Source organism: Dactylosporangium salmoneum (assembly GCF_039532525.1).
GTDB lineage: Bacteria > Actinomycetota > Actinomycetes > Mycobacteriales > Micromonosporaceae > Dactylosporangium > Dactylosporangium salmoneum.
Genome location: NZ_BAAARV010000018.1, coordinates 95,757 through 119,342, shown reverse-complemented (window position 1 = coordinate 119,342; position 23,586 = coordinate 95,757). Strand labels below are relative to the sequence as shown.

The 23,586-nt window shown below is 72.7% G+C and carries 26 protein-coding genes; 12 read left to right on the top strand and 14 right to left on the bottom strand.

Features of this window, described 5'->3' with window-relative positions:
- Positions 1 to 30: 30 nt before the first annotated feature.
- The gene (locus ABD352_RS10425; protein WP_344612064.1) at positions 31 to 669 is read right to left on the bottom strand and encodes a DUF3592 domain-containing protein; all 639 of its coding nucleotides are present in this window, start codon (positions 667 to 669) and stop codon (positions 31 to 33) included.
- A 124-nt stretch (positions 670 to 793) separates the two neighbouring features.
- Complete coding sequence (locus ABD352_RS10420) at positions 794 to 1,378, bottom strand: GNAT family N-acetyltransferase (RefSeq protein ID WP_344612063.1); 585 nt, start codon at positions 1,376 to 1,378, stop codon at positions 794 to 796.
- A 123-nt stretch (positions 1,379 to 1,501) separates the two neighbouring features.
- Between ABD352_RS10420 and ABD352_RS10415 the strand changes: the two genes are divergently transcribed.
- On the top strand, positions 1,502 to 2,038 hold the full coding sequence (locus ABD352_RS10415) for an SRPBCC family protein (protein WP_344612062.1): 537 nt from the start codon (positions 1,502 to 1,504) through the stop codon (positions 2,036 to 2,038).
- A 237-nt stretch (positions 2,039 to 2,275) separates the two neighbouring features.
- Here ABD352_RS10415 and ABD352_RS10410 read toward each other — a convergent pair whose 3' ends face one another.
- Entirely contained in the window at positions 2,276 to 2,659 is a 384-nt protein-coding gene (locus ABD352_RS10410; RefSeq protein ID WP_344612061.1) for a hypothetical protein, read from the bottom strand.
- Positions 2,660 to 3,091: 432 nt separating this feature from the next.
- Between ABD352_RS10410 and ABD352_RS10405 the strand changes: the two genes are divergently transcribed.
- The 3 genes from ABD352_RS10405 to ABD352_RS10395 all read left to right on the top strand — a co-directional run bounded on the left by ABD352_RS10405 (position 3,092) and on the right by ABD352_RS10395 (position 5,988).
- Positions 3,092 to 3,973, top strand: a complete 882-nt coding sequence (locus ABD352_RS10405; protein ID WP_344612060.1) for an alpha/beta fold hydrolase — start codon at positions 3,092 to 3,094, stop codon at positions 3,971 to 3,973.
- A 108-nt stretch (positions 3,974 to 4,081) separates the two neighbouring features.
- Positions 4,082 to 5,410 (top strand): condensation domain-containing protein, encoded by a 1,329-nt coding sequence (locus tag ABD352_RS10400; protein ID WP_344612059.1) that lies wholly within the window; start codon positions 4,082 to 4,084, stop codon positions 5,408 to 5,410.
- Positions 5,411 to 5,451: 41 nt separating this feature from the next.
- Positions 5,452 to 5,988, top strand: a complete 537-nt coding sequence (locus tag ABD352_RS10395; protein WP_344612058.1) for a GNAT family N-acetyltransferase — start codon at positions 5,452 to 5,454, stop codon at positions 5,986 to 5,988.
- Here ABD352_RS10395 and ABD352_RS10390 read toward each other — a convergent pair.
- A complete protein-coding gene (locus ABD352_RS10390; RefSeq protein WP_344612057.1) occupies positions 5,964 to 6,824 on the bottom strand; it encodes an oxygenase MpaB family protein in 861 nt (286 codons plus the stop codon). The genes ABD352_RS10395 and ABD352_RS10390 overlap by 25 nt on opposite strands.
- A gap of 21 nt (positions 6,825 to 6,845) precedes the next feature.
- On the opposite strand from ABD352_RS10390, the gene ABD352_RS10385 reads away from it, so the two are divergent.
- On the top strand, positions 6,846 to 7,409 hold the full coding sequence (locus tag ABD352_RS10385) for an MBL fold metallo-hydrolase (RefSeq protein WP_344612056.1): 564 nt from the start codon (positions 6,846 to 6,848) through the stop codon (positions 7,407 to 7,409).
- On the opposite strand, the gene ABD352_RS10380 is transcribed toward ABD352_RS10385, so the two are convergent.
- Complete coding sequence (locus ABD352_RS10380; protein WP_344612055.1) at positions 7,399 to 8,352, bottom strand: helix-turn-helix transcriptional regulator; 954 nt, start codon at positions 8,350 to 8,352, stop codon at positions 7,399 to 7,401. The genes ABD352_RS10385 and ABD352_RS10380 overlap by 11 nt on opposite strands.
- Positions 8,353 to 8,395: 43 nt before the next feature.
- Here ABD352_RS10380 and ABD352_RS10375 point away from each other — a divergent pair, with 43 nt between their 5' ends.
- From ABD352_RS10375 to ABD352_RS10360, 4 genes are all read left to right on the top strand, one after another.
- Entirely contained in the window at positions 8,396 to 8,788 is a 393-nt protein-coding gene (locus tag ABD352_RS10375; RefSeq protein WP_344612054.1) for a VOC family protein, read from the top strand.
- 154 nt (positions 8,789 to 8,942) lie between these two features.
- Positions 8,943 to 9,647, top strand: a complete 705-nt coding sequence (locus ABD352_RS10370) for a DUF899 domain-containing protein (RefSeq protein WP_344612053.1) — start codon at positions 8,943 to 8,945, stop codon at positions 9,645 to 9,647.
- Between the two features lie 54 nt (positions 9,648 to 9,701).
- On the top strand, positions 9,702 to 10,622 hold the full coding sequence (locus ABD352_RS10365) for an RNA ligase family protein (RefSeq protein ID WP_344612052.1): 921 nt from the start codon (positions 9,702 to 9,704) through the stop codon (positions 10,620 to 10,622).
- A gap of 53 nt (positions 10,623 to 10,675) precedes the next feature.
- Positions 10,676 to 11,113, top strand: coding sequence for a hypothetical protein (locus tag ABD352_RS10360; protein ID WP_344612051.1), 438 nt, complete (start codon positions 10,676 to 10,678; stop codon positions 11,111 to 11,113).
- 76 nt (positions 11,114 to 11,189) lie between these two features.
- Here the strand turns inward: ABD352_RS10360 and ABD352_RS10355 are convergent, their stop codons facing one another.
- From ABD352_RS10355 to ABD352_RS10325, 7 genes are all read right to left on the bottom strand, one after another.
- Positions 11,190 to 11,861: a hypothetical protein gene (locus ABD352_RS10355; RefSeq protein ID WP_344612050.1), complete on the bottom strand. Its 672-nt coding sequence runs from the start codon at positions 11,859 to 11,861 to the stop codon at positions 11,190 to 11,192.
- Between the two features lie 62 nt (positions 11,862 to 11,923).
- Positions 11,924 to 12,481 (bottom strand): TlpA family protein disulfide reductase, encoded by a 558-nt coding sequence (locus tag ABD352_RS10350; protein WP_344612049.1) that lies wholly within the window; start codon positions 12,479 to 12,481, stop codon positions 11,924 to 11,926.
- Complete coding sequence (locus tag ABD352_RS10345; RefSeq protein ID WP_344612048.1) at positions 12,478 to 13,059, bottom strand: MauE/DoxX family redox-associated membrane protein; 582 nt, start codon at positions 13,057 to 13,059, stop codon at positions 12,478 to 12,480. The genes ABD352_RS10350 and ABD352_RS10345 overlap by 4 nt, the downstream gene beginning before the upstream one ends.
- A gap of 3 nt (positions 13,060 to 13,062) precedes the next feature.
- A complete protein-coding gene (locus tag ABD352_RS10340) occupies positions 13,063 to 13,419 on the bottom strand; it encodes a hypothetical protein (protein ID WP_344612047.1) in 357 nt (118 codons plus the stop codon).
- A 36-nt stretch (positions 13,420 to 13,455) separates the two neighbouring features.
- Positions 13,456 to 13,962 (bottom strand): hypothetical protein, encoded by a 507-nt coding sequence (locus ABD352_RS10335; protein WP_344612046.1) that lies wholly within the window; start codon positions 13,960 to 13,962, stop codon positions 13,456 to 13,458.
- A gap of 184 nt (positions 13,963 to 14,146) precedes the next feature.
- Positions 14,147 to 14,413: a hypothetical protein gene (locus tag ABD352_RS10330; protein ID WP_344612045.1), complete on the bottom strand. Its 267-nt coding sequence runs from the start codon at positions 14,411 to 14,413 to the stop codon at positions 14,147 to 14,149.
- Positions 14,414 to 14,424: 11 nt separating this feature from the next.
- A complete protein-coding gene (locus ABD352_RS10325; RefSeq protein WP_344612044.1) occupies positions 14,425 to 14,583 on the bottom strand; it encodes a hypothetical protein in 159 nt (52 codons plus the stop codon).
- 88 nt (positions 14,584 to 14,671) lie between these two features.
- Between ABD352_RS10325 and ABD352_RS10320 the strand changes: the two genes are divergently transcribed.
- On the top strand, positions 14,672 to 15,313 hold the full coding sequence (locus ABD352_RS10320; protein WP_344612043.1) for a TetR family transcriptional regulator: 642 nt from the start codon (positions 14,672 to 14,674) through the stop codon (positions 15,311 to 15,313).
- 23 nt (positions 15,314 to 15,336) lie between these two features.
- Here ABD352_RS10320 and ABD352_RS10315 read toward each other — a convergent pair whose 3' ends face one another.
- Together ABD352_RS10315 and ABD352_RS10310 are read right to left on the bottom strand one after the other, a co-directional pair.
- Positions 15,337 to 17,277: a phosphocholine-specific phospholipase C gene (locus ABD352_RS10315; protein WP_344612042.1), complete on the bottom strand. Its 1,941-nt coding sequence runs from the start codon at positions 17,275 to 17,277 to the stop codon at positions 15,337 to 15,339.
- A 112-nt stretch (positions 17,278 to 17,389) separates the two neighbouring features.
- On the bottom strand, positions 17,390 to 20,518 hold the full coding sequence (locus ABD352_RS10310) for a GH92 family glycosyl hydrolase (protein WP_344612041.1): 3,129 nt from the start codon (positions 20,516 to 20,518) through the stop codon (positions 17,390 to 17,392).
- 523 nt (positions 20,519 to 21,041) lie between these two features.
- Between ABD352_RS10310 and ABD352_RS10305 the strand changes: the two genes are divergently transcribed.
- Positions 21,042 to 21,623: a hypothetical protein gene (locus tag ABD352_RS10305; RefSeq protein ID WP_344612040.1), complete on the top strand. Its 582-nt coding sequence runs from the start codon at positions 21,042 to 21,044 to the stop codon at positions 21,621 to 21,623.
- Between the two features lie 97 nt (positions 21,624 to 21,720).
- Complete coding sequence (locus ABD352_RS10300) at positions 21,721 to 23,493, top strand: glycoside hydrolase family 76 protein (protein ID WP_344612039.1); 1,773 nt, start codon at positions 21,721 to 21,723, stop codon at positions 23,491 to 23,493.
- The last annotated feature ends 93 nt before the right edge of the window (positions 23,494 to 23,586 follow it).

The window sequence follows — 23,586 nt, the reverse complement described above, 5'->3', positions numbered from 1 at the left end:
CTGGGCGGGCCGGCGCGATCGCGCCGCGGGTCAGCGGACCAGCCACTCGCCCAGCCTCCCGCGGATGCCCCGGCGGCGGGCCACGGTGGTCCCCGCGACCCACGCCAGGGCCACGCCGAACAGCCCGGTCAGGGACCAGAACCAGGCGGCGTACTTCCACCGGCTCGTCGCCGCGCACGGCTCGATCTTCATCCGCGCCCCGGACGGGCTGACGTGCACCCGGACCGTGTCGCCCGGCCGGTAGGCGGGGGCCGTCTCGTCGGTGCCAGAGCAGCCGAGCCAGCCGAGGTCCTGCTCGGTGGCGACGGCGGTGAGGTGGTACGGCGGGTCGCACCGCCCGCCGTCGTCGCCGCGTGGGCACCGCGTCTCCTGCACGGTCGCCGGCACCCACGTCCAGGTGCTCGCCTCGACGGAGGCCGGCCCGGTGGCCAGCATGACCAGCAGGCCGGCCGCGAGGACGGTGCCGATCGCCGCCCACGGCCCGGGGCTGTCGCTGGCGTCGTCCTCCATGTACATGACGGTGCCGAACAGCAGCGTGCTGACGCCGGCGAGCCCGATCACCCAGCCCCAGACCTCGAACCAGGTCTGGCCCAGGTCCGCGTGGCCCAGCAGCAGCACGGCGACCGGGGCGAGCACGATCGGCACCGCCGCGCAGATGCCCCGCCGCACCAACCGATCACCTCCATCGACGTCCGTGCGCAGGAGTCTAAGCGGCGGCCTCAAGCGCCCGGGCGCGCGTCCAACGCCGTTGTGTGAGACATCGGGCCGACCTGAGCGGACACCGGGAGGGTGTCTAAGCCCTCGCCAGGCGTTCGGACAGACGCGCCTTCGCCGCCGGCCATTCGGTTCGGAGCATCGTGTAGACCAGCAGGCCCGGCTCGCCGATGACCTGCGGTTCGCGGCCGTCGAGGTTGGCACCGATGCGGGTGATCGCTTCCTGGGAGCGGACGTTCTCCGGTCTGATGCGCCATACGACGGCTGCGTAGCCGAGCGTGTCGAAGGCATAGGTCATCGTCAGGAGCTTCGTCTCGGTATTCGCCGCGGTACGCCACCACCTCCTGCCGAACCACGTGCCGCCGATCTCGATGCGTCCGTCGGCACGATGCCAGCTGTGCAGATTCGTGGTGCCGATCGCTGTTCCCTCGTCGCGAGCCAGCACGGCGAACGCGACCCGCTTCCCGTCGTTGACGTCCTTGATGCGTCTGGACACGATCTCCCGGAGTTCCGCTTCGGTACGCGGAGTGGGTGCGCTCAGCCAGCGCCACACTTCGTCGTCCCGGCCGCCTGCGCCGAACAGGGCAGGCACGTGCGACTCGGCGAGCGGCTCAAGACGTACAGAGCGGCCTTCAAGGACTATCGAATCGGGAGCTGAAGGCATGGCGGGGACGCTACCCGGCATCCGCTCGAGCCGCTGTCCGTGCGCGCCGGCCCGACCGCAGACGGTCGCTCAGCGTAGGTTTCAGTCCCAGTTGGGGCGCCTGCCCGGCGTCCGGAGAAGCCGATGAGCGTGTGCGATCATGAGCTGGTCGCTGCACCGTTCCACCGCCACGCCCTCGATGGCAGTGTAAGCGCCATGTCGCGCATCGTGTCTCGTGTCATCACCGCCACCATCCCGGGCCGGCCGGCGGCGGTCCGCGCCTGGTACCTGGACCTGACCAACCTGCGCCGGGTCCACCCGCTGATCGTCGCAGTGCGCCAGGTCGGCACCGCCCTCGCAGCGGACGGTACGGTGATCACCGATTACCTTGTCACCGACCGGATGGTCGTGGCGGGCCTGCGGATCCGCTTCACCTACCGGGTACGGATGTCCGCGCCACCCGACGGTCCGATCGCCACGCTCGCGCGTCAGGCGCCGCGAATCAGGCTGGTCGGGCAGGTGACGTTCGTCCCGACCGGCGACGCGACCACCATCCGGGAAACGCTGACTATCCACGCACCATGGCCGCTGCGGCGGCTCGTGGCCACCGAAGCCGAACAAGCGCACACCCGGATGTTCGCCGCCATGGCCGCGATGTTCACCACCGGAACAGACGTGTAGGCCCCGCGCCCGTTTCGACCGTAGCGTCGCGCTCATCCCCGTCCGTCTGTGGGAGGGCCGCGGCGCGGTCGATCAATACGCTGCTCCGGTAGGCGCACAACTCGCGATCGACTACGGCACCCCAACTACATCCTGGCCGTCTACCTGGCCTCCAGCACGGAGCCAGCGCGCTCGACTCTGCCGGTGTCCACGCGTCTGGGAGGCGCGACTGCCCGACCGCGTGCTCCGGGCCATGGGCTACACGCTGGGTGCGCGCCCCGCTTCGTCGAGGAGCACCTGCAGCCGATCCCGGCAGCGCAGCAACAGCCCGGCGATCTCATCGAAGGTCGCCGCATCGACCGTGCTGTTGTCGAACCACATCGCCCGCACCGCGGCCTGACTCTGCGCCAAGTACGATCCCGCAGCGTCAACCAGTCCGATGAACTCGTCCCTGTTGTGCGGTGACGCGAACTGGACCGACCCGCGCGCGGCTCGCAATGGCTCCCCGGGAGCGGCGAACACCGCCGCCTGGTCGCCGCCCGCCTGATCAGCTCCGATCCACGCCAGCACATACTCGAGCTCTGTCGCAGCCAACGTCAGCCTGCCGACTGCCAGAACCGCTGCATCGGTGACTCGCCGCATCCGCCAACCGTATCGGAGACGCGCCTCGCAGGTGCACGCTGATGCCGCCGACCGCGCGCGGAAATGGTGGGCTGTGACAAGCCCGCGAGGCTGGAGTCCACCGGCGTGGGCAGAGACCTTGATCCGCACGGTGGAGATGGCCGTCGTCTCGGGCAGGAGGCCATGCGCCGGCTTCGGCTCAGGTCGGTGTGCGCGATCGACCCAGGCCTCCCTACCCGCAGGGCGAGGAACGTTCGGCCATCCCGTGCTGTCGATGTGGCAGACCGACATCATCTACTACGGCGTGGATCTCACCGACTACATCGGGCAGGAGTTCGGCCGTACATGGCCGGGGACGTCACCGAGCCCGAGCCATGAGCAGCGCGGCCATGGACGGCGTTCACTCACCTTCGCAGCGGCGCTCACGTGGACAGCAGGCGGCATCATGGGCCGGTGGACTTGCGGCAGGTGCGCACCGCCGACGGGCGCGTGCTCGAGGTGAGCGTCGAGGGGCCGGCCGGCGGGCGGGCGTTCGTCCTGCACCCCGGCACCCCGGCCGGGCTGGCCGAGCGCGGCGGCATCGCCGGGCCCGCGGCCGAGCGCGGCCTGCGCACGATCAGCTACGCCCGGCCCGGCTACGGGGGCTCCACCCCGCACCCGGGCCGCACGGTGCTCGACGCCGCCGGGGACGTCCGGGCGATCCTCGAGCACCTGGGCCACGACCGGTTCGTGACGGCCGGCTGGTCCGGCGGCGGCCCGCACGCGCTGGCCTGCGCGGCCGCCCTGCCCGGGGCGTGCGCCGCCGCGGCCACCCTGGCCGGCGTGGCGCCGTTCGACGCCGAGGGCCTGGACTGGCTGGCCGGGATGGGCCCGGAGAACGTCGAGGAGTTCGCCGCCGCCGTGCGCGGGCCGGCGGACCTGACCGGGTTCGTGCAGGCGCGGCAGGCCGAGCTGGCCGGGGTCACCGGCGGGCAGGTCGCGGCGGCGCTGGGCGGGCTCATCGACGAGGTCGACCGGGCCGCGCTCACCGGCGAGCTCGCCGAGAGCATGGCCGCGTCGTTCCGGCACGCCGTGTCGGCCGGGGTGGCGGGCTGGCGCGACGACGACCTCGCCTTCGTCCGGCCGTGGGGCTTCCCGGTCGCCGCGGTGCAGGCGCCGGTCACCGTGTGGCAGGGCGGCCACGACCGGATGGTCCCCTTCGCGCACGGGCAGTGGCTGGCCCGCGGCGTGCCCGGGGCCCGCGCCCGGCTGCTGGCGGAGCACGGGCACATCTCGCTGCTGGCCCGCTTCGGCGACATCCTCGACGACCTGCTGGAGCGGGCCGGGGACTGGTGAGCGGCGGTCCGCATGCACAGGAAGAAAATCGGTCGGCGAACCGATGTGGTCAAGATCGCGCACGCCGTACCATCGACCGGCACCGACTGACAGGGCTGGGGGAAGCTGGTGGCCGAGCGGGTCGTGGTGGCGTTCGCCGGGGACGGGGCGGGCGAGGGCGAGCTGTCCTGGGGGCAGCGCGACATCTGGCTGGCGATGGTCCGCCAGCAGACGTGGCTGCCCAACGGCGCCTGGGGGCCGCTGCCCCCGGGCACGACGGTCGACGACGTGACGGACCGGCTGCGGTACCTCATGAGCCGCTTCCCCACCGCCCGCACCCGGCTGCGCTTCGGCCCGGCCGGCGAGGTGCGGCAGGTCGTGGCGGCCGGGGGCGAGACCGTACTGGAGATCGTCGAGGCCGGCGACGAGGACCCGGCCGCGGTGGCCGACAAGGTCCGGGTGCGCCTGCAGGACGAGCCCTACGACTACGAGCGGGACTGGCCGGTGCGCATGGCCGCGGTCCGCCACGGCGGCGAGCTCAGCCACCTCGTCGTGGTGCTGTGCCACCTGGTCGCCGACGGGCTCGGCGCGATGATCATGGTGGAGGACCTGGACAAGCGGCCGGAGACGCCGGTGCCCGACCTGCAGCCCCTGGAACAGGCCCGCTGGCAGGCCTCGCCCAGCGGCGTGCGGCAGCACGCGACCGCCATGCGGCACTGGGACTCCATCCTGCGCCAGGCCCCGCTGCACCGGTACGCCCCGTCGCGCGACCCGCGGCAGCCGCGGCACTGGCGGGGACAGTTCCGCTCCCCCGCCCTGTCGCTGGCGCTGCGCTCGCTGTCGGCCGCCACCGGGATCGCCTCCTCGACCGTGCTGCTCGGCCTCTACGCCGTGGCCCTCGCGCGGATGACCGGGGAGGGCACCACGGTGCTGCGCACGATGGTGAACAACCGCTTCCGGCCGGGGCTGGAGCGGGTCGTGTGCATGCTCGCGCAGTACGGCCTGACCCGCCTCGACGTCGCCGGCGTGACCTTCGCCGAGGTGCTCGACCGGGCCCGGCGGGCCGCGATGAGCACCTACAAGCACGCCTACTACGACCCGGCCGCCCTCGACGAGCTGCTCGCCCGGGTCGTCGAGGAGCGGCCCGGCCTGCAGCTGCCGAGCTACTTCAACGACCGCCGCGACGACGCGGCCGTGGCGAACACGCCGGTGCCCTCGCCCGAGGCGATCACCGCGGCGGCCGGCCGCGGCGAGTTCACCTGGACGATCCGCCAGGACGTGCCCTTCGAGCCGCTCATCGTGCACGTCGACGAGGTCGAGGGCGGCACCCAGGCGATCGTGTTCATGGACACCCACGTCGTCGCCCCGGCCGACGCGGAGGCGCTGCTGCGCGGCGTCGAGGCGGTCGTGGTCGAGGCCGCCCTGAACCTGGACGCGCCGACCGGGGTGGGCGCGTAACGCGGTGGACCGGGTGTGCCCGGGCGGTTACCGTTCGCGGCATGCTGACCTGGCGGCACGTCACCGAGGACGACTTCCCGCTGCTGGCCCGCTGGCTGGCCGAGCCGCACGTGGCCCGCTGGTGGAACCACGAGTGCTCGGCGGAGGCGGTGGCCCGCGACTTCGGGCCGTCGCTGCGGCGCGAGGAGCCGAACGAGGACCTCCTGGCCCACCTCGACGGGGCGCCGCTGGGGCTGCTGCAGCGCTCGTTCGTGCACGACTACCCCGAGTACGTCGCGGACCTCGCGCCGCTGGTCGACGTACCGCTGCGGGCCATGACCATCGACTATCTCATCGGGGACCCCGGCGACGTCGGGCGCGGGCTCGGCCCGGCCATGATCCGCTCCGCGCTGGGGCGCATCTGGGCCGAGTTCGCCGACGCCGAGTGCGTGCTCGTCGCGGTGCACGCGGACAACGTGCCGTCGTGGCGGGCGCTGGAGAAGGCCGGCCTGTCCCGGGCGGCCAGCGGGGAGATCGAGCCGGACAACCCGGTCGACGACCGCCGCCACCACGTCTACCGGGTCGACCGCCCGGTGTAGCCCGGCCCGACCCGGGCCAGGTCGTAGCCGTCCGGGTAGGTCGTGGTGCGGATCCCGGCGGCGAACAGCGGCTCCTGGCGCGGCCGGCCGAGGCGCAGCACGAGCGCGCGCACCCGCAGGGTCAGGTGCAGCGCGGCGCGGGCCCACCACGGCGGGGCCGGCACGGCGTAGGCGGCGCGCAGCGGCGGGTCGTAGAGGGCGGCGATGAGGGCGTCGGCGGCGCCGCGCAGCGGTCCGGGGATGCGCCCGCGCAGCAGCCCGCGGGTGGCCCGTTCGATCCGCTCCGCTTCCGGGGTGTGGCGCAGGTGCGCGGCGTCGTATGCGTCGAGGTAGGCGGCGAAGGCGTCGTAGTCCTCGGGCAGGTCCCGCACGCCCATGCGCCGGCCGACCTCGCGGTAGAAGACCGCGGCGGCGGCCCGCTCGTGCTCGTGGGGACGCCGCCAGCCGTACCGCGCCAGCCACCGCATCGGGATGACGACCAGGGCGGCGATGACGTAGACGCTGTCGCCGTTGTCCAGCTCGAACCGGCGGTGGGCCTCGTTGAGCCGGCGCAGGGCGACCCGGCCGCGCTCGGAGTCGGCCCCGTTGAGCAGGATCTCGTACATGATGATGCCGGTGTCGTCGGCGCGCTTGCGCGGGTCGCGCAGGATCTCGCCGGTCCGCACGAGCAGCCGGGCCACCCGGGGCAGCGCGAACGAGCGGTTGAACGCGAGGTTGAACGCCATCCGCATGTCCCAGGCGAACTCCTCGCACACGGTCAGCTGGTGAATGTGCAGAGCATCCCGCCGTGGATCCATACGCTCGATGCGCCGAAGATTGTCCAACCGTCCCCGCATGCCGATGGAGTGTACGAGACCATGCCGACCGACCACCCGGCCGCCGCAACGGCCACCTTCGATCTCCTGCACGCCGGCTACGTCGGCGACACCGTCGCCAGCACCGTGGCCCTCGTCCGCGACGGCGACGTCGTGCTCGTCACCGACCCGGGCATGGTCCGCGACCGGGAGCTCATCCTCGGCCCGCTGCGCGAGCTCGGCGTGGCGCCGGAGGCGGTGACCGACGTCGTGTTCAGCCACCACCACCCCGACCACACGCTCAACGCCGCACTGTTCCCCAATGCCCGCTTCCACGACCACTGGGCGATCTACCAGGGCGACGTGTGGGAGGACCGCGAGGCGGAGGGCTTCGAGCTGACGCCGTCGATCCGCCTCATCCGTACCCCGGGCCACACCGCCGAGGACATCACCACCCTGGTCGGCACGGCCGAGGGGGTCGTGGCCCTGACGCACCTGTGGTGGAAGGAGGACTCCGAGGGCGACCCGCTCGCGGCCGACATCGACGCCCTGCACGCCGGCCGGGCCCGGGTGCTGGCCGTCGCCGACCTGATCGTCCCCGGCCACGGCCCGGCGTTCAGGCCCTGAGGTAGCGCCGGGCCAGCCCGTGCAGGAACTCGCGCAGCTCCGGCGGGTCGAGCACGGTGAAGGGCACGTCGAACTTGCTCAGGTAGATCGCCAGGTCGTGCAGCGAGTCGCTACCCGTGGCCAGCTCGCAGCCCTCGGCGCCGAGGTCGGTGATCCGGCCCGACGTCGGGGTGCTGCGCTCGGCGATGACCGCGGCCGGGGCGGCGAACCGGATCCGCACCTTGTAGCGGAAGGGGGCCGCGGTCACGCCCCGCAGCACGTGGGCGGCCACGTCGCCGCCGGGCGGCTCCCGCGGCAGGAACCGGGGCGCATGGGCGCCGGGCGGGTGCGGCCTGATCCGGTCGGCCCGGAAGGTGCGCCAGTCGTCCCGGCCGGTGTCCCAGGCGAGCAGGTACCAGCGGCGGCCGGTGTAGACGAGGGTGTGCGGCTCGACGTCGCGCTCGCTGCCCTGCCCGTCGTGCGCCGCGTAGGTGAACCGCAGCCGCTCGTGGGCGTGGGCGGCCGACGCGATCCGGGTGAGCGTCTCCAGGTCGACGGCCGGACCGCCGCCGGCGGCCGAGACCGTCGCCGACCGCAGCGCGTCGACCCGCGGCCGCAGCCGCCCCGGCAGGGTCCGCTCCAGCTTGGTCAGCGCCCGCAGCGAGGCGTCCTCGATCCCGGCCACGCTGCCGGCCGCCGCCGCCCGCAGCCCGACCGCCACGGCCACGGCCTCGTCGTCGTCGAGCAGCAGCGGCGGGAGGGCGTTGCCGGGCCCGAGCCGGTACCCGCCGCCTGGCCCCGGCACGGACTCGATGCGGTACCCGAGCCTGCGCAGCCGGTCGACGTCGTTGCGCACGGTCCGCGCACTCACCTCGAGGCGCTCGGCCAGCGCGGCCCCGCCCCACTCCCGGCGCTGCTGCAGCACGGCGAGGAGCCGGAGCAGGCGTACCGAAGTCTCGAGCATTTGAGGAATGTAACGTGCCGCAATTGCTTCTAGCGTGGCGGTCATGACATTGCGAGGCATGGCCACCGTGAACTACTTCGCCGCCGACTGGGCCGCCGCCAAGGCCTGGTACACCGAGCTGACCGGCATCGAGCCCTACTTCCTGCGCGATGGCTACGCCGAGTGGCGCCTCGGCGACCGCGAGGCCGAGCTGGGCCTGATCGACGCCCGCTTCCGCCCCGCGGGCACCCCGGCGGGGCCGGTCGGCGCCGTCCTGTACTGGCACGTCGACTCCGTCTCCGAGGTCCTCGACCGCCTGGTGTCGATGGGCGCGACCGTCCACGAGCCGGCCCAGGACCGCGGCCACGGCTTCGTCACCGCCACGGTCGTCGACCCCTTCGGCAACCTGCTCGGCGTCATGTACAACCCGCACTACGCCGCCCTGGCCGCGGCATGACCCTGACGTTCGGCCGCATCATGACCGCCCTGGCCGGATGACCGGCCGGGGCGGCGGGAGCCACGAAAACTCGTCCGGCGTCGACCGTCTGGTTTCGCCCGTCTGAAACGTCGTTGTTGGGGAAAGCTGTCTGTGACGACGTGAGGAGGCCGGGATGGCACTGCCCGAGATCGTGGGGCGCGAGGAGTGGCTCGAGGCGCGGCGGGAGCTGCTGGCGCAGGAGAAGGAGGCGCGGCGGCTGCTCGACCGGCTCAACGCGCAGCGGCGGCGGCTGCCGATGGTGCGCGTCGACAAGCCGTACCGGTTCCACGGGCCGTCCGGGGACGTGGGGCTGGACGCGCTGTTCGAGGGGCGTCAGCAGCTCATCGTGCAGCACGTGATGTTCGACCCGAGCTGGGACGACGCGTGCCCGAGCTGCACCGCGTCGATCGACGAGGTCGCCCCGGCGCTGCTGCGGCACCTGGAGGCGCGCAACACGACGTTCGCGCTGGTGTCCCGGGCGCCGTACGCCAAGATCGCCGACTACCAGCAGCGCAAGGGCTGGTTCGTGCCGTGGTACTCGTCCTACGGCGACGACTTCAACTTCGACTACGACGTGTCGTTCGACGAGTCGGTGAAGCCGCCGGTGTACAACTACCGGTCGCTGCCGGTGATCGAGTCGCCGGAGCTGCCGGGGATGAGCTGCTTCCTGGCCGACGGCGACGACGTCTTCCACACCTACTCGACGTACGCCCGCGGCAACGACTTCGGCGGCGCCTATGCGCTGCTCGATCTCACCGCGCTGGGGCGGCAGGAGGAGTGGGAGGAGCCGAAGGACCGGGTCGCGGACGCCCGCCGGGCGGTTCCCGACTTCGCCTGAGCCGGCCGGCCGCGCGCCCGGGAGCAACGTCCGGGCGCGCGGCAGAATGTCCGGGTGGATCACCTGCCGTACCCGAAGATCCCGGCCGTGCTCGCCGGGGCGCACGCCGCCGGCCCGTGGATCGCGACCGAGAAGGTGCACGGCGCGCAGCTGGTGATCGCCCACGACGGCGCGGCGCTGCGAGTCGGCAAGCGCAAGGCGTGGCTGCGCGACGACGAGCCCTTCTTCGGCTGGCAGCTGCTGCGCCCGGCCCTGGAGCGCACCGCCCGCGCCGCCCTGCGGCTCGGCGGGCCGGTCGTGCGCCTGTACGGCGAGCTGTACGGCGGCCACTACCCGCACCCGGACGTCCCGGCGGTCCCCGGCGCGAGCGCGGTGCAGACCGGCGTCTGGTACGCCCCGGACATCCGGTTCGCGCTCTTCGACGTGCTGCTGGGCGACCCCGGGGTGCTGTGCCCCTACGCCGAGATCGCCGGGCTGGCCGCCGCCGGTGGGGTGGATGTCGTACCGCTGCTGGCCAGGGGCCCGCGCCGGGAGGTCGACGCCGTGCCGGTGCGCTTCGCGACCCGGGTGCCGGCGCTGCACGGCCTGCCGGAGCTCGACGGCAACCTCGCCGAGGGGGTCGTCCTGCGGCCCGACGCCCGCCTGCCCCTCGCCGGCCGCCCCATCGTCAAGCACAAGATCGCCGAGTTCGACGAGACCCGGTTCGGCGAGTCCCGGCCGTGGTCGCCGCACGTCGCCGCGGCCGACGTCCCCGCCCTGGCCGCGGCGCTGGTCAACCCGCCGCGGGTGGCGAGCGCCCGCTCCAAGGCCGGGCCGGACGACCCGGCCGCGCTGGAGGACGAGATCGTGCTGGACGTGCTGGTCGACCTGCTCGACGCCTTCCCCGGCCTGCGGTCGCGGGCCGGGCTCGAGGACCTGGTCCGAGCCGTGGTGCGGGCCTCGCCGGTGGCACGTTTCGGGGATTCAAGGAGGTAGCGGGCCCCGTACCGTATTCCTTGTCAGCACCGACCGAGGGGGAGAACAGCCAGATGAGCGACGAATTCGTCACCGACGGCAGCGGCTACGACGGCGGCCACGGCGACGTGGACTACGGCCACTACGAGGCCGGCCAGCAGCACGACGCCCTGGACCAGCTGCACCAGGCCCACGGCTCCGAGGCGGACTACAACAACCAGCAGTCCGTCTACGAGAACGACCACCACGCCGACACCGCGACCAACTACGAGCACGGCACCCACGTCGAGTACGACCAGGCGCCGGCCGTGCACTACGAGGCCGACGACCAGACCAGCTACAGCCACAGCGGCTCGGTCGACGACCACGTCTTCGCCGCCGAGGGCAGCGAGAACGCGCACCAGGCCTCGTTCGGCGAGCTCGACGCGCTGCAGCAGCGCTTCGACGCCGCCTTCGCCGAGGGCACCGAGTACCACGGCGGCGAGGGCCACCTGGGCACCGCGGCCGGCTGAGCCGTGCCGGCAGCGCGTTGCTAGCGGTCAGCCCCTGGCCAGGCCGGCCGCCCATCCGGGCGGCCGGCCTTCGCCGTTACGGCGCGAGGGCCGTAACGGCGGCCGTGGTGGCGGCCACGGCCGTGATCAGGGCACAGATCTGGGCGACCCAGCGGTAGCGGGTGAGCGTCCGCGAGATCCAGTGCGGCTCGCGGGTGGCGCCGTCCGGGCCGTCGGGCCGGCGCGGGACGAGCAGGATGGCCGCGGCGATCGGGGCGGTGAAGCCGATGCCGTACGCCGCCCCCTGCCACCACGGTGCGACGCCGAACAGCCCGAGGGCCAGCAGCGCCCACGTCGCCGCCGAGACCCGGAACGTGGTGATGCCCAGCCCCGTGTCCAGGCCCCAGATCAGCGCGCCGCGGGTCTCGCCGTAGCGCAGGACCAGGTTCTTCGGCGTCTGGCGCCGCAACGTCACGGGGCACATCGTCTTGCGCCGCAGCGCGAGGACGTCCAGCGCGAGCAGGACGGCGAAGCAGGCCAGGGCGGCCGCCAGCCGCACTGGCTGCGGCAGCAGCGTCACCCCGAGCGCCCGCCCGGCGAACGCGGCCACGCCGAAGACGAGGGTCGCCGAGAACAGGAACCCGCCGCACAGCGCCGCGGTCGGGACTCCCGCGCCGCGGACCCGGGCGGTGAGGGCGAGACCCCCCTGACCAGGAGGGCGGGACAGGCCACCGACGGCCAGCGGCCGCAGCATGCCCACGAAGGACACGCCTCAAGGGCTGAAGAGCTGGGCGAACCCGGCGGTCAGCGCCAGCAGGACCAGCGCCGTGCTCATACGGCCTCGCTGCCGACCCGGGCGCCCCGGGAGCGCCCCGCGCGCAGGTTGCTGAGAATCATGTCGAGCTGGCGGGTGGACGGGACCGTCGTGGCCCGGGCGATGCGCCCGTGCTCGATGACGAGCGCGGCGGGCGTGACGCGGATGCCCAGGGCGCTCGCGATCCGGCCGTCGCGGTCGACCACGGTGCGGTCGGGGTCCAGGCGGTACGTCAGGGCCAGCTCCCCCGCCCCGTCGGCCCCATGCCCCGGCTCCACCACGAGCACCAGGTCGGGGTTGACGGCCCCGTCGAGCGCGGCGGCGAGCGAGCGGCACGTGCCGCAGCGATCGGACAGCAGCAGCACCGCGCCGCGCACGGCGTCGTCGAGCGCGGCCGGCAGGCCGACCCGGCTGGGCAGGCGCTCGGACGGCAGGTCGAGCGGCACCGGCTGGTCGATCAGGCCGCTGTACTCACGCAGTTGCTCGACCGTGCGGTACATCTCGACCTGCGAACCCAGCAGGAGCAGCAGGAGCACGCCGAGCACGATCACGGCCGCGGACAGGGCGATGGTCATGACGTCCCCTTGATCGTGTGCAGGCCGACGACCATGTCGGCGCGCACCTCGGACGATTCCTCGATCGCCCGCCGGTACGCCGAGTCCGTCCGCCAGGCCTTGACGACCTTGACGGCGTGCAGCGAGGACGAGGCGACGACGACGAGCGCGAGCAGTTGCAGCCCCTCCAGCACGCTCCAGCGCGGCGGGGCGAGGCGCAGCACCGCGGCCGCGGCGAGCCAGCCGGGCAGCAGCACGAGCTGGCGGCGGCCCAGGTAGGCGTTGGTGGCCGCGCCCAGGCACGAGCAGGCGACCGGCTGGCGGGCGCGCAGCCCGAGCAGCCCGGCGAGCGCGAACGCGGCGCCGAGGGCGGCCACGCCGGCGGCCGGCCAGGCGGCGGCCGGGGCGAGCATGAGGCCGGCCGACGTGGCCAGTTCGGCGATCGGCACCAGGAGGGACAGGACGGGCACCAGCGGGGCGGGCAGTCCGAGCTCGGACAAGGTCCGCGCGAACGCGGACCTCACCCGGAGCTTCTCGACCCCGCCGACGACGAAGACCGCCGCCACGGCACAGGCGATGAGCCAGGACAGGATCACCATCGCTCAGCAGGCACCGTCGTCCCACCAGATGGAGCAGGCGTAGGTCCCGCCGGACCAGCAGTCACCGCTGCCGCTCTGGCATTCGCCGCAGCCGATGATGCGGAGGCCGGCCTGGCACCACCAGTACCGCTTGTACTTGCCCGACGGGCAGGTGTAGTTCTCGCAGCTGCCGCCGCACTTGGTGTTGCTGGCCAGGTGGCAGCAGGGCGAGGCGAGTCCGGCGGCGGCCGGGCGGGCGGTGGCGAGGATGCCGGCGAGGCCGGCCACCATCGCCACGCCGCCGCGGCCGAGGAACCGCATGACGCCCCGGCGGGGCGCCGTCGTGGTGCTGAGCGTTGGCGCGAGTTCGGACACGGTCATGGGCACCCCGTTCGGTGTGGGCTGGGCGGCGTCCCTCTACTCGGGGTTGACCGCGAAGGACGAGGCCGGGCGCACGGCCACCGCGGACAGCGTGCCGTCGGCGTCGTTGCGCACGCAGAAGGCGACCGAGTCGCCGGCGTCCGCGCCCTGCTCGATGGTCCCGGCCGAACGGGCCACGACGGCCCGGCCGGCGATGCGGGCCGAGCTCTGGCTGCCGCCCTCGAGGCGGCCCCGGATCGGCTCGACCAGCGGCATGACGAGCGCGCCGCCGGCGGTCGCGGTGAGCAGGACGCGGTCGCCCTCGCGCATCCGCCAGCCGTCCGGGAAGCCGAAGAGCGGCGCCGTCCGGGTGGTCCCTTCGACGCTGACTTCGGCGGTGGTGCCGGTCTGGCGCACGACCCGCGCGACGCGGGCCTTGCCGCCGCTGGGGGCCGCCTGCGCCGCGGTTTCGTTGACGAGCGCCGCCGCCCCGGCGGCGCCCGCGGCCACGACGGCCGAGCGTGCGATGAGTGAGCGTCGCGAGAGCCGGTGTCTGCCGATCATCCGCGCTACCCCCCGTCTCCTGGTGGTTTCGGACCCAAGCAAGGTCGCACAGGACGACGACGGGCGTCAATGCGAACAGGCATCCCTCCGCATGCCGAACATGGCCTTGACCTGCGGTGGGCACTTTGCTAGAACGGTGTTTCAGGCCGCCCGGACGCGGTGGACAGTTTGCTGGAACGGCGTTTCAGGCTGCCCGGACGTGGAGCAGGCCACCGCCGCGCGCGCTCGCGACCACCAGGACGGCGAGCACGACGAGGTCGGCCAGGCCCAGCACGACCCCGAGCCCGGCGAAGAACCGGCCGCGCCCCGTGACGGCGGGCCGGCGCAGCGCCCACAACCCGAGCACGACGGCGAGCGGCCCGAACACGACGTTGAAGAAGAACAGCCCCGCCGCCCCGAACGCCAGCGACGCGACGATCCGGTCGTCGGGCCGCCGGCGGGAACCGACCACGGCGGCCCCCTTCACCGGTCCCCCAGCCGGCGGGCCGCCCAGCGGCGGGCGAGCAGCAGCACCACCGCGGCCGCGACGACCCCGGCGACCAGGAGCACCGGCTGGCCGGTCAACGCGGCCGGCCCGACGACGAGCAGCGCGACCAGCACCGCCCCGATCAGCATGGCCATAGCCAACCCTCATTTCAGTGGACAGTTGTGCACTCATTCGGAGGGTACGGCGAGCGGCAACTCGGTGCACAGGTGTTTACTGAGTGACGTGGCCCATATCCGCCAGCAGCAGAAGGCGCAGACCCGCCAGGCCCTGCTCGACACCGCCCTGCGCCTGCTCGAGGAGCGCAGCCTCGACAGCCTGCCGCTGCGCGAGATCACCCGCGAGGTGGGCATCGTCCCGACGGCCTTCTACCGGCACTTCCCGGACGTGCCGAGCCTCGGCGTGGCCCTCGTCGAGCAGTGCCTGGGCGGCCTGCGCGAGGCGGTCCGGGCCGTGCGCGACGGCATCGCCGACAGCGACGCCGTCATCGGCCGCTCCCTCGAGGTCCTGGCCCGCCAGGTCCACACCCACCGCGACCAGTTCCGCTTCATCGCCAGGGAACGCCACGGCGGCGTGGCCGCGGTGCGCCGGGCGATCCGCGAGCAGCTCGACCTGTCCGCCGCCGAGCTGGCCACCGACCTGCTGACCTACCGGCTGCCGCACGCCGCCCGCCTCGACGCCTGGCAACCGCAGGACCTGCGCATGCTCGCCGAGCTGATCGTGAACCACATGGTGCTGACCGCCGCCGCCCTGTTGGAGGCCCCGGCGGACGACCCCGGCGCCGCGGCCGACACCCTGGACCTGGCCACCCGCCAGCTGCGCCTGATCGCCCTGGGCAGCCGCCACTGGCCCGGCACCAACGGCTGAGCGCCGGTGCCGGGCCGGGACGGTCAGGAGTACAGGCGACCGGCGAAGCGGCGGCCGAAGCCGTCGCCGACGTTGGCGGTCACCGTGTAGTCGTAGCGACCCGCCGCGGTCGCCGCCAGGGTGCCGGTCCAGGTGCCGCCGGCCGCGGACGTCACCGTGGCGGCCGAGCCGCCCGAGGCGCCGGTGGCCAGGTTGCGGCCGATGGTGAAGACGGCCGGCGCCGAGCCCTGGTTGGTCAGGGTCAGCCGCAATGTCAGGCCGCCGTTGTCGGCGGCGGACGCCTCCGGGTGCGCCTTCGACGCGTTCGTCCAGGTGCGCACGTCGCCGGTGAAGCCGCGCAGGTAGCCGTCGGGGCCGTGCAGGTCGATGTCGTACGGGCCGCCGCCGTAGGTCAGGGCGCTGAAGTAGTCCGACGCGCTGCCGCCGGCCGGGCACGTGTACTGCCACGCCTGGTAGCTGCGGTAGTTCACCGTGTAGGCGGTGAAGCCGGCGCCGAGGGTGCCCGCGTTGACGACCTTGAACCAGATGCGGTTCGTGCTGGTATCGGTCCACGACGTCGTGTCGAAGCGGTACCCGATCGGGTTCGCCGGGCGGTCGCCCGGCTCCGGCGCCGGCATCGTCGAGCTCGACGGGGCGCTCGCGTTCGGCAGCCCGTCCTGGCCGTCGGCCGCGGCCACGAGGGCCTTCGTGTCGGGCAGGCCCGGGAACGTGGTCACCGTCGAGGCGAAGTTCAGCGCGGACGTGAGGTCGCCGCACACCGTGCGCCGCCAGGCCGAGATGTTCGGCTCCCGCACGCCGGTCCACAGCTCGACGAAGCGGATCGGCGACGTGTGGTCGAACACCTCCGAGCACACCCGCCCGCCGGTGCTCCACGGCGACACGACCGTCATCGGCACCCGCGGGCCGAGGCCGATCGGCTTGCCGCCCACGAACTCGTCGGCGGTGCCGCTCGGCGGCACCGGCGGCGCGACGTGGTCGAAGAACCCGTCGTTCTCGTCGAAGTTCAGGAACAGCACGGTGCCCGCCCACACGTCGGGGTGCGCGGCGAGCGCGGACAGGAAGCCCCCGGCGAAGTCCGCGCCGTACGCGGGCGGGTACGACGGGTGCTCCGACTTCGCCGCCGGCGCCACGATCCACGACACCTGCGGCAGCGTGCCCGCCGTCAGGTCGGCCTTGAACGCGTCGAGCGCGGAGGCGGCCCGGACCATGCCGCGCAGCCACAGCTGCGAGTCGTGGGCCGCGCTCTTGAACTGGTTGAACCAGGCGAGCGGGTTGTCGTCGTAGTTGTCCTGCTCCTGGTACACCTTCCAGCTCACGCCGGCCGCCTGCAGCCGCTCGGGGTACGTCGTCCAGCTGTACCCCTTCTCGCTGTTGTCGGTCACCGGCCCACCGCCGGTGCCGTTCGGGTCGATCGTGCCGGTCCACTGGTACAGCCGGTTCGGGTTCGTCGGCCCCTGCACGGAACAGAAGTACTGGTCGCACACCGTGAACGCGTCGGCGAGGGCGTACTGCCACGGGATGTCCGCGCGGGTGTAGTACCCCATCGTCTTGTCGGTCTTCGCGGGGATCCAGTTGTCGTACTTCCCGCTGTTCCAGGCGCTGTGCGTGCCCGACCACGAGTGGTCCAGGTCGGTCACCCGCTGCGCGTCGGTCTTCGTGGTGTCCAGGCGCCACGGCAGCAGCACGGAGCCGAGCAGCCGCTTCTGGTGCCAGACGTCGGAGGAGGACGGGAACCGCAGCGGGCTCGTGTCGCCGAACCCGCGCACGCCCCGGAGCATGCCGAAGTAGTGATCGAACGACCGGTTCTCCTGCATGAAGATGATGACGTGCCGAACCTGGTCCAGGCTCCCACCGGACGCGGGTGCGGCGGCGGCCAGCTGGGCCGCGCCGAGCAGGCCGGAACCGGCGGCGGCCCCACCGGCCGCCGCGGCGCCCAGCAGGGTACGCCGACTCACAGGGGACATACGCGCTCCTCGATATTCGAACGGGCGCGTGCAGCCTCCTACCGGCAGGTGACGCCTACGCGATGCGCAGGGGGCGGCACGGCGAACCGTGCCGCCCCCTTCGGCGAACCAGTTAGGCGTACGCCTCGATCTCGTAGATGCGGGCCGCGGTGTCCGTGGTCTGCGTCGGCGTGATGACGTTCAGCCGCACGTACCGCCCGGTCGCGTTGACCGCCGAGGTGGTCACGTCCGCGGTGTTGCCGCGCACCGACGCCACGGTGGTCCAGGTGCTGGCGTCGGCGGACACCTGCAGGTCGAAGTCGCGGGTGTCCCACGACGCCGACTCGCCGCCGGCGCCCGCGTGGCGCACGACGATGGAGCTCAGGTGGTTCGAGCCGCCCATGTCGACCTGCAGCCACTTGCTGGCCCCGCCGGAGCACCACTTGTCGGAGTTGCCGCCGGAGACGCTGCCGTTGACCGCCTTCTCCGGGCCCTCGGTGGTGGCGCAGGAGGAGTCGGCGGTGGCGGGCTTGTTGAGCAGGAGGTTGCCGCCGGTGGCGGCGCCGTACACCTCGAACTCGTAGATGCGGGCCGCGCCGTTGCCGTCGTTGGCCGGCGTGCTGATGTCGAGCTTCACGTAGCGGGCGGTCCGCGCCGTGAACTGGTTGAGGGTGCGGCTGGACCGGTTGCCCGTGACCGTCGCCGCCACGCTCCAGTTGGTGCCGTCGGTGCTGGTCGAGATGGTGTACGCGCCGGTGTTCCAGCCGGTCTGCTCGCCGCCGAGGCCGGCGTGCTTGAGCACGACCGCGCCGACGCTCTGGTTGGAGCCGAGGTCGACCTGCAGGAACTTGGTCGCCGCCTGCGTGCAGAACTTGCTGTTGTTCATCAGGGTGCCGTCGACGGCCTTGTCGGCCGACTCGGCGGCGGCGCAGCTGGCCGAGCCCGTGGCGGTCTTGCCCTGGGCGAGGTTGGTGCCCAGGTTCGGCGGGGCGGCCGGCTGGGTCGCGCCGTCGGTGAAGGACGGCGGGACGTCACCGGCGCCGGTGCCCCAGGACGACGGGCTGGTGCCCATCGTGTACTGCAGGGTGCCGCCCGCGGCCAGGTCCGGGTAGCGCAGGTAGTTGTGCGACACCGAGGAGCCGTTGAGGGTCAGGCCCTGCACGTACTGCGACGAGGCGCTGCCGCCGTTGATCTGGATGTTGCCGGCCGAGCGCTGGACGAGGATCGACGGGAACGACGGGCCGTTGATCGCGAGGGTGTCCGCGCCCGGGGTGGCCGGGTACATGCCCATCGCGGACCAGACGTACCACGCCGAGGTGGCGCCGAGGTCGTCGTTGCCGGGCAGGCCGCCGGCGCCCGTGGTGAACTGCTCGGTCATGACGCGCCGCACCGCCGAGGAGGCGCCGGCCGGGTACTGGGCGAAGTTGTACGCCCACGGCACGCCGTGCTCGGGCTCGTTGCCGAGGTAGAAGTACGGGCGGGACAGGCCGGCGTTGAGCTCGGTGAAGTGGTGGTCGAGCCGCTGCTTGGCCGTCTGCGGGCCGCCCATGAGGTTGATGAGCGCGGCGAAGTTGTAGGTGACCATCCAGGTGTACTGCGCGGCGTTGCCCTCGGTGAACGGGCTCTCCTGGGCCGGGTTGAGCGGCCACGGCCACGTCCCGTCGCTGTTGCGCGGGTGGATGTAGCCCGACTCGGTGTTGAACGTGTTGCGCCAGTACTGGGCCCGGGTCATCGCCGAGTTGTACGTCGTCGTGTCACCGAGCGACTTGGCGAACTGGGCCACGGCGAAGTCCGACGCCGAGTACTCCATCGAGTCCGACGGCGCGCCCGGAATGTACTTCTTCGACTCGTACTCGGCCTCGCGGCCGCGGATCGGCGAGCCCTGCGCGCCGGCGCCGGCGATCGCGTTCTTCATCAGCTGCAGCGCGGCGGCCGTGTCGAAGTCGCGCGCGCCGAACTGGTACGCCTCGTCCACGATGATCGGGCCCGGGTCGCCGGTCATCACGAAGTCCTCGTTGGTCTGCTGCGACCACTTGGGCAGCAGGCCGCCCTGCTGGCCGTCGAGGACCATCGACTTCATGATGTCGGAGGTGATGTCCGGGGCGATGAACGCGACGAGCGCGGCCCACGAGCGGTAGATGTCCCAGCCCGAGTAGTTCTGGTACACGTTGTGCGTCGCGGTGTGGATCGCGTTGTCGAAGCCGCGGTACTGGCCGTTGACGTCGCTGGAGATGTTGGGGTTCTCCATCACGTGGTACAGCGCCGTGTAGAACTTCTGCAGGTCGGTGGCGCTGCCGCCGGTGGCCTGGATGCGGTTCAGGGCGCTGTTCCAGGCGTTGTTGGCGTTGGTCCGCGCGGTGTCGAAGGCCGCGGTCTCGGCGTTGAGGTTGGCCGTGGCGTTCGCGACGCTCACGAACGACACGCCGATCTGGGCGTTGACGGTCGCGTTGGACGAGGTGTCCCAGGTGACGAAGCCGCCGGTGTTGGTGCCGCTGGTGCTCGCCGAGCCGTTGGAGATGGTCGAGCCGCTCCAGGTGCCGAACGACGACGGGGCCCGGTCGAAGTGGATGGAGAAGTAGATCGGGTACGTCTTCGACGAGCCGCAGAACCCGCCGGCGGTGACGTTGCCGGTCACGTTGCTGCCGGAGATGCTGATACTGCCGCTGCGGTTGCCCGTCGCGCTCTTGCTGGTGTTGATGAGCAGCCGGGACTGCGTGGACGACGGGAACGTCAGCCGCATGACCCCGGTGCGGGTGGTCGAGGTGACCTCGACGTTGGTGGAGTACTTGTCGAGCCGGTTCTTGTAGTAGCCGGCCTGGGCCACCTCGTTGGTCTTCGTGTACGCCGAGGAGTAGCTCGACCACGAGGAGCCCGGCGAGGAGCCGAGCGCGCCGGTGACCGGCAGCAGCCCGATGTCCTCGTTGTTGCCGCAGCCCGCCCCGTTGAAGTGGGTGAGGCTGAACTCCTCGATCGTGCGGTCGGAGTCGCGGTAGCCCGACGGGGACGCGGTCGGCGTGTCCGGGCTGAACTGGAGCATGCCGAAGGGCACGGTGGCACCCGGGAAGGTGCTACCGCCGGCGCCGCCGCCGACCGGGTTGGGCGAGTTGCTGTCGTCCGTGCCGATGAGGGGGTTCACGTATTGGGTCAGGTTGAGGTCGGCGGCCTGGGCGGGGGCCGCGAACTGCACGACCGCGAGGGTGCTGCCCAGCAGGGCGGCCCCCGCGCCGGCGAGCAGCCGGTCGACCTTTCGGGGTCGGGACATGGTGTCTCCCGTTCGGTGGCGGTGAGGACGGGAGAGCGCTCTCGATGGACATTCATAGTCCCTGATCCACGTTTGGTCAACATTTGTCAATACGACCGCAGGTCAGGGGCCTGACCTCTCCGCGGCACCGCCACAGCGGCCTCGACATCGATCACGATCGCGGTCGCGCACGCCGCCCCGGCCGTCCGCGACACCCCTCGTGCGGCCGCCCCGGCGGCGTTGACGCCCGGAGGTGCCCCTTGCCGGTCGGCCGGCGGCGTCACCGACGGTCACGACGAGGACAAGCGCGGCGCCACCGGCGGGTTCCCGGCCATGCGGCACTACCCCGGGCGCGGAGATGCCGGACGCACCGAGCAGCCGCCGCGGCAGGAGACAGAGGCATCGAGTTGTGCGAAAGTTGAATCTGTCAATGGTTGGCAGAAGTCTCGTGGAACTTTCGCGGAACGAACAACTTCACACAGGTACCGTTGAAAATCCATGACGGTCGTTGACAGTTCGCGTCGGAAAATGTTTGCTACGTGGCGTGAACGCGCGAAAGTACCCACTCCGCACGGCCTCGATCGCGCGCTCACTCGGCTCGCGGCCCGGCCGGGGGCCGTGGATCTCCGCCGTCGCGGGCCCGGCCACGAGCCGGGTCGCGGCGACGCAGTTCGACGCGGCGCCGACACGCACCGGCGACGCGTCGTCCGGCGGCGGGCAACGCGGCACCGGTCCCGCGGTGCCGCTGCGGCTCCGGGTGGCGTCGGACTGCGCCACGGTGGCGGGGCAGGACGGCGCCCCGCGGAGCAGTTCCTCCGTACGGTGGGCGGCGGCGGGAGGCGCACGGGCGTCCGCGCCCGCCACCGCCGGCCAGACGGACGCGGCGGCGACCCGGGCGGTGTCGCCGTTCCCGCCGCGCGCCGACGGCTGCACGCGTCCCGTGGGGGTGCGGGACGCGTCCAGCGGACGGCTTCGGCGCCACGTCGACGGCGCGCTCACGGCTGACGTGGCCGCGGGCCCGGCGTGGGCCGCCGGCGGCGCGTTCACGATCGGCCGGGGCGAGTGGCACGGCGGCGACGCCGGCCACTTCCCCGGCCGCATCGACCGGAGCCGAAGTCCGAACTGATCGGCTGAGGATCATCTGGCAGGAGGACTGCCTGTTGACGGGGGTCAGGGGTCGACGTACAACGTTGTGAGAGCGCTTTCTGTAAAGGAAGTTTCCCGTGGCCGCCATCCACCGCTTGCTCGCCGCCCTGCTGCTGATCGCCGCCGGACTCGTCGTCTGCGCGACCCCCGCCGCCGCGGCGACGGCCGTCTGCGCCCAGTACTGCGACACCCGCGACCCGTCCCTGGCCCGCCAGGAGACCTTCCCCGTCGGCACCCTGCTCATCAACAACCGCCGCATCGTGCTGCACCTGTCCGACGCCGACGGCATGGCCTGGGGCAGCATCGACGCCGGCACGGTCGGCGAGTCGGTGTGGCTGGACCGGTCCTGGGACGGCGGCGCCACCTGGGACGGGCTGCTGGGCAAGGCGTCCATCCCGTCGACCTGGACTGGGACCCGGACCCTGATGTACAACCTCTCGGACCCCTCGCACCACCGCCGGGGCATGGTCCGCGCCTGCGGCGACGCCCACGCCGTGGCCTGCACCGCCTGGGTGCGCGCGTCGGTCTGCACCGCCACCTGCGACAACGCGAGCGGCGGCACCGACGCCCAGCCGGTCAGCACGGTGACCCTGTCCGGCCGCTCGATCTCGCTGCACTTCGACGCCGCCGGCCTGGCCTGGGGCACCATCACGAACAACAAGGCCGGCGACGAGGTGTGGCTGGACCGCTCCTTCGACGGCGGGGCCAGCTGGCCCGGCGGCTCCTCGCTGGGCCGCACCACCAGCGGCCGCACCACCCGCTTCAACGCCACCGACCCCACCTCGCTGCTCTACGGCGGGGCGGTGCGCGCCTGCGGCCGGGCCGTCGAGGGCCAGAACGGGGCGTGCACCCCGTGGGCCCGCCCGTCGGCCGACCGCCTCCACGGCGCGGCCGACGCCCTGATGTACAGCTACGACCCCTACCCGTCGTGGTGGCCCTCCAGCTGGTGGAACTCCGCCGTCGCGCTCAGCACGCTGATCGGCTACACGCGCAGGACGGGCGACCAGACGTACGCCTGGGCCGTCCGGCGCACCTTCGACGTCAACCGGGTCGCCTTCCCGGCCGGCGCCCGCTCCTCCGACGCCGTCGACGGCCACTTCATCAGCCGCTCGATCGACGACACCGCCTGGTGGGGCCTGACCTGGATCGACGCCTACGACCTCACCGGCGACCGGACCTACCTCGACGAGGCCGTCACCATCGCGAACTACGTCGCCGGCTTCTGGGACACGTCCACCTGCGGCGGCGGCGTGTGGTGGGACCGCGAGCGCACCTACAAGAACGCCGTCACCATCGGGCTGTACCTGCGCCTCACCGCCGCCCTGCACAACCGCATCGCCGGCGACACGGCGTGGCTGGGCAAGGCGGTCACCGGCTGGAACTGGTTCAGCACCAGCGGCCTGATCAACGCGTCCGGCCTGGTCAACGACGGCCTGACGAGCACGTGCCAGAACAACGGGCAGACCGTGTGGACGTACAACCAGGGCCTGGCCATCGGCGCCGCCATGGAGCTCTACCGGGCCACCGGCAACGCCACCTACTCCGACGCGGCCCGCCGTCTCGGCACCGCCGCGCTCGCCTCGCCGCTCGTGCAGGGCGGCGTCCTCACCGAGTCCTGCGACCCCTCGCAGACCTGCGACGACAACCAGAAACAATTCAAGGGCATCTTCATGCGGTACCTCGCCGAAGCCGGCACACAGTTCCAGTCCTTCGCCAACACGCAGGCCGCGAGCCTGTGGGCGATCCGCGATCCGCTGAACCAGGCCGGCTCCCGGTGGGCCTCGCCCGCCTCGCCACCGGACTGGCGCACCCAGGCCTCGGCCCTGTCCGCCCTGCTGGTAGCAGCATGACCGCCGGAGCGAAGCGGAGGCGGGCATGCTGCGCTCCTGCCCTGGTTCTTCCGAATATAGGTAGGGCAACCGCGCAAGCTTGCTGCGCTCTTG